General features: G+C 64.2%; 12 protein-coding genes. 5 read left to right on the top strand and 7 right to left on the bottom strand.

Annotated elements, in window-relative coordinates; genetic code table 11:
* Positions 1-90 precede the first annotated feature (90 nt).
* On the bottom strand, positions 91-1,533 hold the full coding sequence (locus tag OX462_RS03775; RefSeq protein WP_409027808.1) for an IgA Peptidase M64: 1,443 nt from the start codon (positions 1,531-1,533) through the stop codon (positions 91-93).
* A 213-nt stretch (positions 1,534-1,746) separates the two neighbouring features.
* On the opposite strand from OX462_RS03775, the gene OX462_RS03770 reads away from it, so the two are divergent.
* Positions 1,747-2,349, top strand: coding sequence for a TetR/AcrR family transcriptional regulator (locus tag OX462_RS03770; protein WP_409027807.1), 603 nt, complete (start codon positions 1,747-1,749; stop codon positions 2,347-2,349).
* 8 nt (positions 2,350-2,357) lie between these two features.
* The gene (locus OX462_RS03765) at positions 2,358-3,560 is read left to right on the top strand and encodes a DUF418 domain-containing protein (protein ID WP_409027806.1); all 1,203 of its coding nucleotides are present in this window, start codon (positions 2,358-2,360) and stop codon (positions 3,558-3,560) included.
* Here the strand turns inward: OX462_RS03765 and OX462_RS03760 are convergent.
* From OX462_RS03760 to OX462_RS03750, 3 genes are all read right to left on the bottom strand, one after another.
* On the bottom strand, positions 3,551-4,804 hold the full coding sequence (locus OX462_RS03760) for a cyanophycinase (protein WP_070224311.1): 1,254 nt from the start codon (positions 4,802-4,804) through the stop codon (positions 3,551-3,553). The genes OX462_RS03765 and OX462_RS03760 overlap by 10 nt on opposite strands.
* A 148-nt stretch (positions 4,805-4,952) precedes the next feature.
* Positions 4,953-7,712, bottom strand: a complete 2,760-nt coding sequence (locus OX462_RS03755) for a TonB-dependent receptor (protein WP_070288637.1) — start codon at positions 7,710-7,712, stop codon at positions 4,953-4,955.
* Between the two features lie 32 nt (positions 7,713-7,744).
* Positions 7,745-8,746: a MurR/RpiR family transcriptional regulator gene (locus OX462_RS03750; protein WP_099409166.1), complete on the bottom strand. Its 1,002-nt coding sequence runs from the start codon at positions 8,744-8,746 to the stop codon at positions 7,745-7,747.
* A 199-nt stretch (positions 8,747-8,945) separates the two neighbouring features.
* Here OX462_RS03750 and OX462_RS03745 point away from each other — a divergent pair, with 199 nt between their 5' ends.
* Positions 8,946-10,082: a succinylglutamate desuccinylase/aspartoacylase family protein gene (locus tag OX462_RS03745; protein ID WP_409027805.1), complete on the top strand. Its 1,137-nt coding sequence runs from the start codon at positions 8,946-8,948 to the stop codon at positions 10,080-10,082.
* 18 nt (positions 10,083-10,100) lie between these two features.
* Positions 10,101-11,489 (top strand): YfcC family protein, encoded by a 1,389-nt coding sequence (locus tag OX462_RS03740; protein ID WP_162995779.1) that lies wholly within the window; start codon positions 10,101-10,103, stop codon positions 11,487-11,489.
* 24 nt (positions 11,490-11,513) lie between these two features.
* On the opposite strand, the gene OX462_RS03735 is transcribed toward OX462_RS03740, so the two are convergent.
* Complete coding sequence (locus OX462_RS03735; RefSeq protein ID WP_409027804.1) at positions 11,514-11,939, bottom strand: GNAT family N-acetyltransferase; 426 nt, start codon at positions 11,937-11,939, stop codon at positions 11,514-11,516.
* Positions 11,940-12,104: 165 nt separating this feature from the next.
* On the bottom strand, positions 12,105-12,302 hold the full coding sequence (locus OX462_RS03730; RefSeq protein ID WP_070224271.1) for a hypothetical protein: 198 nt from the start codon (positions 12,300-12,302) through the stop codon (positions 12,105-12,107).
* A gap of 265 nt (positions 12,303-12,567) precedes the next feature.
* Between OX462_RS03730 and argH the strand changes: the two genes are divergently transcribed.
* Positions 12,568-13,965 carry an argininosuccinate lyase gene (gene argH / locus OX462_RS03725; RefSeq protein WP_070288641.1) on the top strand — a complete coding sequence of 466 codons (1,398 nt, stop codon included), beginning with the start codon at positions 12,568-12,570 and terminating at the stop codon, positions 13,963-13,965.
* 53 nt (positions 13,966-14,018) lie between these two features.
* Here argH and OX462_RS03720 read toward each other — a convergent pair whose 3' ends face one another.
* Positions 14,019-14,675, bottom strand: coding sequence for a hypothetical protein (locus tag OX462_RS03720; protein ID WP_070224268.1), 657 nt, complete (start codon positions 14,673-14,675; stop codon positions 14,019-14,021).
* Between the last annotated feature and the right edge of the window lie 89 nt (positions 14,676-14,764).

Below are 14,764 nucleotides of genomic sequence, written 5' to 3'. Positions count from 1 at the left end.
GCGGCGCAAGGCGGGGAACGGTGAAACGGGGGGCCATGCTATTGCGATGCAACATGGCCCGCCATGCTTACTCCAACGACATGAACGGCATTATTTTCCCGGCACCGTGGCGGGACGCGAATACAAGTCGATGATGGTGCTGATGCCATCCTGGCATACGGAACAGAAGGTCTCGCTGCGGTCGAACATGATGCACTGCATCTCGGGACGGTAGTAGCCGGACGATTCATAGTTCGCGCCTTCGAAGGCGCCCACCGCATGGCGCTGCGGCGCCTTCGAGAACAGCTGCTGCGTGTATGCCAGGTCGGCCTTGAACAAATCGCTCATCTCGCTTTCCGGGCGGTTGGCCGCGCGCAGGGCCGCGCGCTGCTTCTGGTATTCGCGCGCATGGCTGTCGTACGCTTGCTTCGGCCAGGGCGTCGGCAGCGGCGTGCCGGCCTTGACGTGGCTCTTCCATTTCAGCTTGGCCGGATCGCGCAGCGCCGTGGCGTTCGGCTCCCAAGGCTCCTGGCGCTCGCCGTTCGACTGGTAGGCCACGGGCGAAGTGTAGTACTCGTCGGCCAGGCCGGCGAAATGGTGGCCGAATTCATGCACGAACAGGTAGTTGGCCCAGTCGTTGTTCGCTGCCGCCGTGCTGAACTGGCCGAAGATGCCGCCGCCGCCGTAGGTATCGTTATTGACGAGGATTTCGATGAATTCGTACGGCGCGTACTGCGCCAGGTCGCGCAATGCGCGGTTGTCCGTCGTCAGCACATAGCGCTCGCTGCCGAAGATGTCGTAGCGCGTGCCCAGCGGCGAGGCGTGATGCACGCCCGTCGATGGGCGCGACACGCCCGATTCCTGCGTCGGCGCGGCCATGGCCCAGACGTTGAAATCATTGGCCCGCTCGCGAAATGGCGAGACGGTAAACAGGTGTTCGGCCAGCTTGCGCGCCGTCGCTTCGAACTTGCCCATTTCGGCGGCCGTGTAGCCATCGCCCATGATCAGGAGATCGACCTTCTCGGACGAGGGGCCTTCGACACGGATCGGGATCGGCTTGACGGGCGCCGGCGGCTGCTTGCGGATCACGTCCTGCGCGGCAGGATCGACGTCGGTGCTCCACACAATGGAAAACAGGCCGCGTTCGTCGCGCTTGAGGATGCGCACGCGCACGGGGTGCTCGGGCTGCGGGAAGCGCACGGATTCCTGGAACGCGCGCGTGGTGGTTTTCGCTTCGTCGGTGCTGGCCCACTCGCCGAAGATGGTGGAAAAGCCGCGCGAGTACAGCACCTTGCCCGACTTGATGTCGACCACTTCCAGCATATTGTTGCCGCGGTTGCTGTCGTCGATGGGACGCGCCAGGTTACCGGCCCATGGCAGGGGCTCGACCAGCACGCGTTCGACCGCATAGTGCTCGCCCAGCGCATTGCCGCTGTGCTGGTAATCGAGGCGCATGGTGGCCGGCTGGGCAGCATTGGCCGCTTGCGCGGCAGGGACTATGCCGGCGGCCAGCGCCAGCGCGCACAGGAAGGATCGAATCGGGGTCTGCTGCATCTCATTCCTAACACGGTAGAAAAACGGGTAAAAGAAGCGGTTTTCCGAACAAACAGCGGCGCCAGCGGCGGGCATGGAAAAATCCGGTGCGGCACATTGTAGCGACAGGAATCGGCACTGCAAAGCATCCATTTCACGCCCCGCTTGACCGCGCCGCGCAATCCATTTATATTAGACTGACTAGTCGATTAAACAAAAGGACAGCCAACCACCATGCGCACCATCGATCCCGATAAACACGCGGCCCGCCGCGACGCCATTCTCGCCGCCGCGCGCCACTGCTTCGCGCGCAAGGGCTTTCACCAGACCAGCACCGCCGCCATCTGCACGCAGGCGGGCATGAGTCCTGGCAACCTGTTTCACTATTTCCCCACCAAGCAAGCCATCATCGCCGCCATCGTCGACCAGGAAGGCAGCGAGACGGCCGCCTATTTCGCCGGCGTGCAAGGCAGCGCCGATGCGTACGGCGCCCTGCTCGACTTCATGGACCTGGTGCTGGCGCTGGCGGCCGACGGGGACTTTGCGGGACTGGCGCTGGACATTGCCGCCGAGGCGATGCGCGACACGGACATCGCGGCCAGGGTGGCGCGCAACGACGCCAGCCTGCGCGGCGGCCTGCAAACCTTGCTGGCGGAGGCGGCGGCGGCAGGCCAGATCGACGCCGCGCTGGACGCCGCGCAAACGGCCGGCTGGATCGCCGCGCTGATCGACGGCATCTTCAACCGGGTCGCCGTCGATCCCGATTATGCACCGCTGGCGCAGCGCGCCAGTTTGCACCTGCTGCTGGCGCGCTTCCTGCGCCCTGCCCTGGCATGAGCGCCGCCATGCCAACCCCGCCCGCGCGCATTGCCGATGTCGACGCCCTGCGCGGCTGCGCCCTGTTCGGCATTTTGGTGGTCAATATCGGCGCCTTCGCCACACCGTGGTTCGGTCTGGGCATGACCGATCCCGCCTTTCACGGCGGCGTCGACCGTGCCACGCATTTCCTCGTCGCGCTGCTGTTCGAGACCAAGTTCTACCTGCTGTTTTCTTTCCTGTTCGGCTACAGCTTCACCTTGCAGATGCAGGCGGCCGCGCGCGCCGACGCGCCGTTCGTGCCGCGCATGCTGCGCCGGCAGGCGGGCCTGTGGCTGATCGGCGCCCTGCATGCCGTGTTCCTTTTTCATGGCGACATACTGACCACCTACGCCGTGCTGGGCATCGTGCTGCTGGCGCTGCACCGTTGCGGCGAACGCCAGGCACTGTGCCTGGCCCTGGTGCTCGTCACCGTCTGCGCCGCGTTCTGGGCAGGCATGGCCTGGCTGCAAAGCCTGCAGCCGGCGGGCGACGCGGCGGACAACGCCGTGGCGATGGCGCAAAAGGCGGCAACGGCGCTGGCCGCCTACCGCGCCACGCCGGCCGCCGTCGTCAGTCAGCACTTGCGCGAACTGAGCGACATCTGGATCGTCCTGCTGCTGGTGCAGGCACCGTGCGCGCTGGCCATGTTCCTGTGCGGCCTGGCCGCCGGCAAGCGCGAGATGCTGCTGCACGCGGCCGACTATCTGCCGCTGCGCCGCCGCCTGCTGCGGGCCGGCGCGCTGGCAGGCCTGCCCGGCGCCGCCGTATATGCGTGGACCTCCGTGTATGGCGAGAGCCAGGCATGGCAGGTGGCGGGACTGGCCGTGGGCCTGGCGAGCGCGCCGCTGCTGGCGGGCGCCTACCTGGCATGCGCGCTGACCCTGTTCGAACGGCTGCGCGACGGCACGCTGTTTGCGCTGCTGGCCGATACGGGCCGCATGGCCCTGTCGAACTACCTGCTGCAGTCAGCCGTCTGCGCCTGGCTGTTCCTCGCGTATGGCGCACGCTTGATGGGCAGCGTCTCGCCGCTGGGCGCGCTGGCGCTGGCCCTCATCATCTTCAGCCTGCAGCTGCCCCTGAGCCGCTGGTGGCTGCGCGGCCACGCCTATGGCCCCGTCGAATGGCTGCTGCGGGCCCTGACGATCGCCGCGTGGCCGCGCTGGCGGCGCGCCAGTGCAAGCTACTTGTAGCGGTACAGCGGCTGGCGCAGCTGGATGGGGCGGATGTCGAGGCGCAGCTTGAGCACCGAATACGCTTCCGCCTCGGTCGAGCTGTAGCCGACGCTGTTGACCGTTTTACTGAAGCGGAATTCGAAACCCAGCTCCGGGTACGGGTCGCGCGGGTTGCCGAAGGCGATGCCGATGGCTTCCTGCTGCGCGTTGTCGATCAGGTTGCCCATCAGGTCCAGCACGGCGTTGTTGCCGAGGATATCGTTGGTAAACACGGGTTCGCGCATGTCGGGCTGGTTCGGATCGAGCTTGTTGTCGGCCTTGTCCGGCGAGGGCGTAAACACGCGCGTGACGAGGTTGAATTTGTCGCCCCGGTCCAGATAGCTGATGGCAGCATTGCTGATATTGAAATTTTTCACGCCGCGGTCGCTGATGGCGCCCGACAGGTCGATCAGCAGGGCGCCGCTGTAGCCGATCACTTCCACGTCGCGCATGGCGTCGACCACCATGGCGCTGTTTTCATCGATACCCAGTCCCAGGTGATAGCCTTTTTTCAGCATCACGGGAATCATGCGCGCAAAGCGCCCGCGCACCAGCAGATGCTGGTCCACAAAAACGTCGCTGCCGATGAAGCCCAGTCCAGGCGCGATCTCGCGGCCATCCGTGACGCCCATCTTGAGCATGTCGAGCACGGGTTTGGCATCGTAGAACATGGTCGTGCTCATGATGGCCGCGCCGGCGCTGGAGCCGGCGATCACGCCGCCGTTGCGGTAGACCGACCAGATGGCTTCCAGCGCGGCCGTGCGGCTGCCGTCCGGGCGCAGCAACGCTTGCGTGATGCGCCCCTGGTCGCCGCCGGCAAAATAGATGCCGGTGGCCGACTTGATCTGCGTGACGATGGCCGGATCTTCGGCCGCCTTGCGGTAATCGCGGTTGGCCAGCTTGACGGCCAGCGGCACGAAAAAGGCGTCCGCGCCATATTGATTGAGCTTCCTGATGATGCTTTCACCCGATTTTTCCGGGTTCATCGCGGCCGAGGCCAGCACGGCGATGCGCGCGCCCGGACCGCCCGACAACTTGACGATGCGCTGCCACACTTCGGCATTGTCGGCGCGCAGGCCGCCGCCGATGATGACGAGCGTACCCTGCGGCGCGCTGCCGATGGCGCTGCCGCCGGGCGCCGCCACGGCATGGAAGCTGCACAATGCCAGCGCGAACAGCAGCGCGGCGCAAAAGGTGTGGTACCGGATTGAGAATAATTTCATGATGCCTTTCGAATACAAGGAAAGGGGCGCGCACTTGTTGATACCGGCGCGCGCCCTTGCTGCCAAAACTGCTGCCTGCCACCCAACTGCATCGAACTACGATACTACTTGCCGCATATGACAGCGTTGTTGCGGTATCTCCAGTTTTTTACTTGAAGCTGTAATTGGCGCTGGCGTAGAAGCGCCGGCCGCGCGGGTCGGCGTAGCTGGGGTCATAGCCGGACAGGAAGAAAAATGCCTGGTTCGAGTATGGCGGACTGGTATTGAACAGATTCTGTATGCCGGCGCGCAGCTTGAACTGCTGGCTGACCGCATACGCGCCCGACATGTCCCACAGCGTGTAGGCCTTCACGCGGTTCGGCTTGACCACGCTGCCGTCGTCCGTGTTGATGGCCGAGTTCTGGTCATCGTAGCCGCTCGAATACGTGTTCGACAGGCTGGCCGAATACGGGCCATTGTCCCAGTCGAGGGTGATCGTATGGCGCCAGCGCTGCACCACGCCGTCCGTGACGAACTTGTTCAGATTGCTGATGAAGACATCGCCAGGGCTGGTCTGGATTTTTGAGCCGAGCACATAGGTGCCGCTCAGATGTCCGCCAAAGCGTCCCCACGCCGTTTTCACGCCATGCAGGTCGGCCGTGATATCGATGCCCGAGGCTTTTTGCGCACCGCGGTTTTCCTTGCGCAGCTCGATGTAGCGGATTCCATTGTCTTCGTCGCGGTGTACGAGGTTGCCGTACTTGGACAGGTTGGACAGGATGATGTCGTCGCCGATTTCGCTGATCAAATCCGTGCGCCTGATGTTCCAGTAGTCGGCACTGAAGGTCCAGTGCTGGCCGGGTTCGAGCACCACGCCGGCCGTGAACTGGCGGCTGCGCTCCGGTTTCAGCTTGTCGTTGCTGTAGCGGCGCGTACGCCAGTTGTCGGCGCAGACGGAGTAGTCGTTGTTCTCGGCTTCGCAGTACACGGGATCAGGCAGGGTCGCCGTCTGGCTGTAGACAGTGGGCCGATGCAGGTCCGACATCGACGGCGCGCGGAAGCCCTTGCCGGCCGAGGCTCGCAGCAGCACCTCCTTGCTGGGCATGTAGGTCAGGCCGATCTTCGGACTGAGGGCGCCGCCCACTTGCTGGTAATGGTCATAGCGGCCGGACAGCTGCGCCTGCCATTGCTTGCTAAACGGCAATAGCAATTCACTATAGATGGCCTGCACGTTGCGGCTGTCGCTGGTGGCCACGCCGCCTTCGGGCGCGTCATCGTTGGTGATGTTACCGCTCATTAGCAATGCGGATGGCCGGAAATCCGTGCGCTCGCGCCGCACTTCGCCGCCCACCGCCAACGCCATGTCGCCGCCGCCCATGGACATCAAGGCACGCGACACCTTGAAATCGAGCGCATCCATGACGCCGCGCGCGTGCCGCACTTCGTCGTTGACCTGGATGCTCTCGAGCAGCGCCTTGCCCGCCGCACTGGAGGGGCCGAAGGGATTGATGGTGCCATCCGTGATGCCCTTTTGTAGCTGGTCTGCCAGGAGGTAGCCGTGCGTGTCCTTGTCCCTGACCACATTGACACTGTGATTCAAGCCCACGTCGTAATCCCAGCCGCCCACGGTGCCGGTGGCGCCCACCACGTAACGCTGGCTTTCGCTGGTCAATTCGCTGGTGCGCATGCCCGCTTCGTTCAGGCGGATGCGCAGGGCCAGCGTGCCGGTCAACCCGGCAGCGTTCAGCTGCGGCACCATGCTGGCGTCGATTTCGCCATCCGGCCGCGCTGTCGATCCCACGTAATAGCTGCGCGAGCGGCTCAGCGCCACCTCCGCATACAATTGGTGATCGTTGTTCAATTTGAGGACGCCGCGCGTGAGCAGGTTCTGCTTGTCCGTTTTCGGATACAGCTCGGTGTCGCCCATGTAGTTATAGGTACACGCATCGACGCCGCCCGTGCCGGCAGGCAGGTACACATTGGCCGGTCCGCTGCAGCCCGGAATCGACAGATTAATCAGGCGATTCGTGATCGGCTGGCCATTGAGCAGGAAGCCCTGCTCCTGCAGGTAGTCGCGCTGGTCGCTGGAGAGGCGGATATTTGCCGGACTGGTGTAACTGGACAGCAAATGGCCGAGGCGTTCCGGCACCTGCAGGTGCGGAATGAACTTGCGCTGCGAGGTGCTCAGACGGTCGGTTTTTTGCAGGTCGACCACGGCAAAGATATTGTAGCCATCCGTGGCCAGGTCGCCCGTTCCGGCCGTGATGCTGGCCGTGCGCTTGCCGGCGCCGCCTTCCTGCGTGCCGCTGCCGTAGGCGTTCAGCTCCACGCCCTGGTAATCCTTGCGCGTAATAAAATTGATGACGCCGCCGATGGCGTCCGTGCCGTACAGGGCCGAGGCGCCGTCGAGCAGCACTTCCACACGCTGCAGGGCGGCGGCGGGAATGTTATTGAGGTCCACGCCCGCATCGTCGCCGGGCGAGGCAAAGTTGGCCATGCGCCGGCCATTGAGCAGCACCAGGGTCGACGAGGTGCCCACGCCGCGCAGATTGGCGCTGTTGAAGCCGCGCTGGTCGCCGCCCACGTTGATGCTGACGCCATCGGTCAGGCCGCCCACGTTGGCCGAGACGCGCGCCATCAGCTCGGCCGCCGTCGTCACGCCCGCCTTTTCGATCTCGGCCCGCGTGATGATCTGCACGGGCAGCGCCGTCTCCGACTCCAGCCGCTTGATGGCCGACCCCGTGATTTCCACGCGCTGCATTTTTTTCGGCGCCGGCTCCACATCCGGCCCCTGCTCTTGCGCCTGCGCGCCGCCGGCCAGCATGCCCAGCGCCGCCGACACGCTCAGGGCCCCCAGCGCCAGCCGCACGCCTTGCGCCAGCACCGATTCGCGCGGCAAGGAGCCGCCGTCCTGTTTTTTCATCTGCATTGTCATTCTCCCCGGATGTTGATGCCTGATTTTTATAATGATTTTGGGACTGCCTTGCGTTGCTTTGAAGCTGTTTTCCGCGCGCCTTGCACGCCATGTTCGCCGCCATACAGATAGGCGGAGATGACTTCGCTCAAGCGGGCCGCTTTTTCTACGTTCTTCCTGTTCGATACCATCAGCGCCACGGCCAGCGCCTCGATCATCGCCAGCGCCGTGCTGGCGCTGCTGGGCAGGACGGGATGCGTGCTTTGCGCATACAGCGCGTGGTCGGCCAGTTCGGCCAGGGGCGACGCGGGCGAGTCGGTAAGCGCCACGATGCAGGCGCCGCGGTCGCGCGCAAAGCTGGCCAGGCCGATGCAGTCGAGCGTGTAGCGGGGGAACGAGATCACCACGAGCACGTCCTGCGCCGTCAGGTTGACCAGGTGACCGGCCGCCACTTCCGAGCCGCCGATGCCCACCACTTCCACCACGTGCGGGCAAAACGGCTGCAGATGCTGCACCAGCATGCCCGCCAGGTTGGCCGACAGGCCGAAACCCATCACGTACACGACCTTGGCGCGCGTCAGGCGGCGCACCACGGCCAGCATGGCGGGCGGCGACAGGGCATCGGACGTGGCGGCGATGTTCGCGGCCGCATATTCCAGGCTTTCCGTGATGGGCGAGGTGGCGCGCGCGCGCCGTTCTATCGTGCGGCGCAGTTTGTCGACCGGCTGCAGCAGCGATTGCAGGGTTTCGGCCATGGCGCCGCGCATGGCCGAGTAATTCTTCTGACCGATATCGCGCGCGAAGCGACTGATGGTGGCCGTCGACACCTGGCAGCTGTCGGCCAGTTCCTCGATGCCCAGCGCCGTCACGCGCATCTGGTTGCGCAGCAGGTAATCGGCGATCTGCCGCTGCGAAGCCGAGCCGCCGGCCAGCACGTGCATCAGCGCCTGCCCCAGCGGCGATTGCGCGAAGGCGGCATCGGGCGACGCCAGCGTGGTGGCAAGTGGCGTGGGGGCGCTGCTTCTGGCAGGACTGGCGGATGCTCTCATATCACTGGCGGCCTGTATTCTTGGGCACTGCTGATCACTGGCGGAGGGGGAAATCGGGTCGCTGGAACTTACTGTACTCATATCAAAAAGAAAACTCAACAAATATTTGTAAAAGGATTTTCATTGATTTACTTCGTGAAAATATTGCTACATAATCGACCGGAATCCATCAACCATGCACCTTTTCGGGGCGCCCACCATGCAAGTACAACAGCATTCCATCTCCACCGCGCACGCCAGCATGTCATGCCAATTGAGCAGCTTCCACTTCGGCACCGCGGCCGCCACCAGCCGTAGCGGCAAGAAGGTCTACATCCAGGCGGCCCTGCACGCGGACGAGGTGCCGGGCATGCTGGTGTCGCAATTTTTGCGCCGAGAACTGCTGGCGCTGGAAGCGGCCGGCAAGGTGCACGGCGAAATCATCCTGGTGCCGGCCGCCAACCCGATCGGCCTGGCGCAAGCCATCCATGGCGCGCCGTTCGGCCGTTTCGACCTGACCACCGGCATCAACTTCAACCGCGCCTACCGCCACGTGGCCGATGAACTGAAAACCACGCTCGATGGCCAGCTGGGGCAGGATGCGCAAGCCAACGTGGCGCTGATACGCGAGCACGCGCGCGCCGCCGTCGCCGCCTGGCGGCCGGGCACGGATGCGGAGACGCTGAAGAAAACCCTGCTGGGCATGGCCATCGACGCCGACATTGTGCTCGACCTGCATTGCGATAACGAGGCGGCCCTGCACATTTATACGGGCACGCCGCTGGCGGCGCAGATCGCGCCCCTGTCCGCGCTCCTGGGCGCGCGCGCCGTGCTGCTGGAACTGGCGGCAGGCGAAGAGCCGTTCGACGAAGCCTGCAGCCGCTTGTGGTGGGATCTCGACGCGCACTTCGGAGGCCGCTATCCGATTCCCGCCGCCTGCCTGTCGACCACCGTCGAACTGCGCGGCGAGGTGGAGGTGAGCTACGCCCTGGCCGAACGCGACGCCGCCGCCCTGCTGCGCTTTCTCGCCATCGAGGGCGTGCTGGACATCGCCGGCGCCGGCGACGACCTGCCCGTGCCGCAATGTACGCCAACGCCGCTGGCGGGCGTGGAACCGATTCTCGCGCCGCATCACGGCGTGCTGGTCTACCTGCGGGAAATGGGCGACGTGCTGGCCGCCGGCGACGCGGTGGCCGACCTGATCGACCCCGTCAGCGGCGAGACGACGACCTTGCGCTGCACCGTCGCCGGCGTCTTTTTTGCGCGCAGCGCCCACCGCCACGTCCTGCGCGGCATGAACGTCGGCAAGGTCGCAGGCAGCATCGCCTTCCGCGGCGGCAGCCTGCTGAGCCAATAAGTGTCACAAAAAAGCGCCATGAGAACATTCAAGCTCCCCAATACCTTCGTCCTGCTGTGCGCCATCCTGGCCATGATCGCCCTGGCGACCTGGCTGGTGCCGGGCGGGAAATTCGACACCCAGCTGGTCAACGGCAAGCAGCTGATCATCCCCGGCACGTTTCATTACGTAGCCAACAAGCCGCAGGGCCTGGCCGCGCTGATGATGGCGCCCATCAAGGGCTTCGTCGACGCCAGCCTGATCATCGGCTTCGTGCTGATCGTCGGCGGCGCCTTCGCCGTGCTGCAAAAGACGGAAGCCTTCGATTCGCTGATCAAGGCCATCGCCAAGGCGCACACCAGTTCGCGCTTCGTGCGCGCTGCCATCATCCCCGTCTTTTTTACGATGTTTTCGCTGGGCGGCGCCACCTTCGGCATGAACGAGGAAGCGATTCCATTCATCCTGATCTTCGTGCCGCTGGCCCTGGCCCTGGGCTACGACACCATCACGGGCGTGTCGATACCCTTCATCGGCTCGCAGGTGGGCTTTTCCGCCGCCTTTTTAAATCCGTTCAACGTCGGCATCGCGCAGGGCATCGCCGGCGTGCCGATCTTTTCCGGCATCGGCTACCGCCTGATCGTGTGGGCCATCGCCACGGCGGTCAGCATCGTGTTTTTGATGTGGTACGCGGCGCGCATCAAGCGCCATCCGGAAAAAAGCCCGACCTACCTGCTCGATATCGAAAAGCGCAGCGAGCATTCGATGGACCTGGACAGCTTTGCCGGCATGACGCGCACGCACCGCGCCGTGCTGTGGATTTTCATGGCGACCCTGCTGACGATGGTCGTCGGCGTCGTCAAGTACGACTGGTTCATCGATGAAATCGCCGCCCTGTTCCTGGTGATGGCCATCATCGTCGGCCTGGTCGGCCGGCTCGACATGGACAGCCTGGTCGCCTCCTTCGTGCAGGGCGCGCGCGACATGGTCAGCGTGGCGCTGGTCATCGCGCTGGCGCGCGGCACCATGATCCTGGCGCGCGACGCGCAGATCATCGACACCATACTGCATGCATTGACGCCCCTGGTGGCTTCGTCGAGTCCCGTCTTCGCCGCGCAAAAAATGTTCTTCATGCAGTCGGTGATCAACTTCTTCATCCACTCGGGCAGCGGCCAGGCGGCGCTGACCATGCCCATCATGGCGCCGCTGGCCGACCTGGTCGGCGTGACGCGCCAGACGGCCATCCTGGCCTTCCAGTTCGGCGAATTCACCACGCCGATGATCCCCACCTCCGGCATCACCGTCGGCGTGCTGGCGCTGGCGCGCGTGCCCTGGATCACGTGGGCCAAGTGGATGATCCCGCTGCAGCTGATCTACCTGGTGCTGGCGCTGCTGCTCCTGATTCCGCCGTGCCTGATGCACTGGCAGTGAGCGCCGGTCCAGCTGCTCAGGCAATCAACGCTGGTAGATATCCGGCACATACCGCTCTATCAGCGTCTCCGGCCTGAGCGGCGCCGTAAAGCCGTAGCGCGCATACAAATCATGCGCCGTGCTGGTGGCCAGCATGAAACGGCGCAGGCCCTGCAAGCCGGGATGCGCCGTCACCGCCTCCATCAGGCGCTGGCTGTAGCCGCGGCCGCGGTATTCTTCCAGCACATACACGTCGACCAGATAGGCAAACGTGGCGTAGTCGGTGACCACGCGGGCAAACGCCACCTGACGGCCGTCCAGCGTGCCGCCAAAGCAGAGCGAATGGTCGATCGCGCGCTGTACGGTAGCCAACGGGATGCCGATGGCCCATGTCGATTGCGTGCTGAGAAAATGGTGGATGGCTGGAACGTCGAGTTCCGCCTTGTCGGTGCTGATCATCAAATGTGACATCGCGCTGGCCCTGCTATCGTTGAAAAACACGATCATCGGCCTTTTTGCTGCGGCTGTCACCAGGGCTCGATAGAACCGGGGGCGCCGCCCGTTCTGCCTGTCCGTGATGCGGTGTTGCTGTTTGCTGCCGATGCTTCTTGTACTGCCTGCATGGCACTGCCGCGCTTACAGGGCAGCTTTTTCTTCGGCGCTCAAGTGCTTGGCGCTGACGTACACCGTGTGCATGGTGGCTTGATCGGCGCTGGCGGCGATGGGGGCCGGCGCGGCGCGGAACTTCGGCACGGCAGCGGTGGCCAGGCTGGTGGCGGCAGCGACGGCGATGATGGCAACGAAGATGGCTTCCATGTTTTTAGCGATGTTCATGATGGTGTCCTTTGGGTGGCTGGTTGTGTGCTGCGATGATTGAACTGTAGGCCGATCCCCCCTGAACCGCCATCGGATTGCGACCAAACGCACGATTCGCGGGACAGAATACAAAAAGCCCGGATGAAACGCACAACAGGCACCCGGCGTGGCATTTGAGGCTGGCCAGCCCCATTCCTGGCCATTTCGGCGCCCTGCAAACCCCTAAAAGCCCTACCGCCGGCCAACCTTGTTTATAATCGCCGTACACTAAAGGACTTCTTTCATGACTGATCAATTCTCCAAAAAGGGCGAAGCCTGGTCGGCCCGGTTTTCCGAACCGGTCTCGGACCTCGTCAAGCGCTACACAGCTTCTGTATTTTTTGACAAGCGCCTGGCGCTGTTCGACATCGAAGGTTCGCTGGCCCATGCGGAAATGCTGCATGCGCAAGCCATCATCAGCCCGGCCGACTACGCTGAAATCCAGCGCGGCATGGCGCAAATTTCGCAGGAAATCGCCGCCGGCCAGTTCGAATGGCTGCTGGACCTGGAAGATGTCCACCTGAATATCGAAAAACGCCTGACCGAACTGGTAGGCGATGCGGGCAAGCGCCTGCACACGGGCCGTTCGCGCAACGACCAGGTGGCCACCGACATCCGCCTGTACGTGCGTTCCGCCATCGACGACATCAGCGCCCTGCTGGCGACGTTGCGCAGCGCGCTGACGGACCTGGCCGAGCAGCATGCCGACACCATCATGCCGGGCTTCACCCACATGCAGGTGGCCCAGCCGATCACCTTCGGCCACCACATGCTGGCGTATGTCGAAATGTTCGGCCGCGACGCCGAGCGCATGGCCGACTGCCGCAAGCGCGTCAACCGCCTGCCGCTGGGCGCCGCCGCCCTGGCCGGCACCACCTTCCCCATCGACCGCCTGCGCGTGGCAAAAACGCTGGGCTTTGACGACGTGTGCCACAACTCGCTCGACGCCGTCTCGGACCGCGACTTCGCCATCGAATTTTGCGCCGCCTCCGCCGTGCTGATGATGCACGTGTCGCGCATGGCCGAAGAGCTGGTGATCTGGATGAGCCCACGCATCGGCTTCATCGACATCGCCGACCGCTTCTGCACCGGCTCGTCGATCATGCCGCAAAAGAAAAACCCGGACGTGCCGGAACTGGCGCGTGGCAAGACGGGCCGCGTCTACGGCCACCTGATTGGCCTCTTGACCCTGATGAAAGGCCAGCCGCTGGCCTACAACAAGGACAACCAGGAAGACAAGGAACCGCTGTTCGACACGGTCGACACCGTCATCGACACACTGCGCATCTTCGCCGACATGGCCGGCGGCATCACGGTGAAACCGGAAGCGATGCGCGCGGCGGCCCTGCAAGGCTACGCCACGGCGACCGACCTGGCCGACTATCTGGTCAAGAAAGGCTTGCCGTTCCGCGACGCCCATGAAGCGGTGGCCCTGGCCGTGCGCGCCTGCGTCGATGCCGGCTGCGACCTGGCCGACCTGTCTTTGGAGCAGCTGCGCGCGTTTTCGCCGCTGACCGGCGAAGACGTATTCGAGGTGCTGACCCTGGAAGGCTCCGTTGCCGCGCGCGACCACGTGGGCGGCACCGCGCCACGCCAGGTACGCGAAGCGATCGCCCGCGTGCGCACGCAGCTGGAAAAATAAAACCGGTTCTTGCCGGCAAGCGCCCCGCTGCAGCGATTGCAGCGGGGCCTTTTTCATTGTGCGACGATTTTCGACAATACGGAAAAAGCCGCGCCCGTCTGAGACGCTTCCAGCAGCAAGGTCAGCTCCGTATACGTGCAAATGATGTTGATCAGGTTGATGCGCTCCCAGGCCAGGCGCTTGAGGATGGCGTGATACACGCCCGGCGTATAGCAGGTTTCGGCCGCCAGGTGCAGGGTCACGGCCGTCACCCGCTCCAGGCGCGCCAGTTCCTGCTCTTCGCCGAACACCTCTTCCACCAGCGCGTGCAGCGAACGGCTGCAGATCACCATCACCTCGTTGACGCCGCGCGTAATGGTGATGAATGTGCCCCGCTGGGGCGCTGCCAGCGCCAGCAACTGGCGCTGGCAGGCATACGTCTGGTCGGAATAGCGGTAGGTAACAACCATCAATTCGCTGCGCGTGGACAGTTCGCCCGCGCGGTGCGCCAGCACGATCTCGCCGTTTTTCTGCTGCGGCATCCGCTCGGCCAGGCGGCGCAGCGCCATCACCACGGCGGCCTGCCCCACCGGTTTCCATAAGTCGGTCTGCAATTGCGGCTGCAGCTGGCGCGCCAGCTCCGACAGGTTGAGCAAGCCACGGCCCAATCCCTCGCTGAGAAAGGCCGATTCCATCACGATCTGTTCCACTTTGGTCGCTATCGAAAGCATAGTTCGTCGGGCCGGTGATTCCGGTGCACGCACCAGGAGCCGGCAACCCTTCCTGAAAAAAAGATGCACTGCGCCAGCGGCCGCGCCGG

Origin of the sequence: Janthinobacterium aestuarii, from assembly GCF_046113285.1 — a bacterium.
In the GTDB taxonomy this organism is placed as follows: Bacteria; Pseudomonadota; Gammaproteobacteria; order Burkholderiales; family Burkholderiaceae_D; genus Janthinobacterium.
Note: the sequence above shows the minus strand (reverse complement) of the source record. Positions and strands in the feature narration are given on the sequence as shown.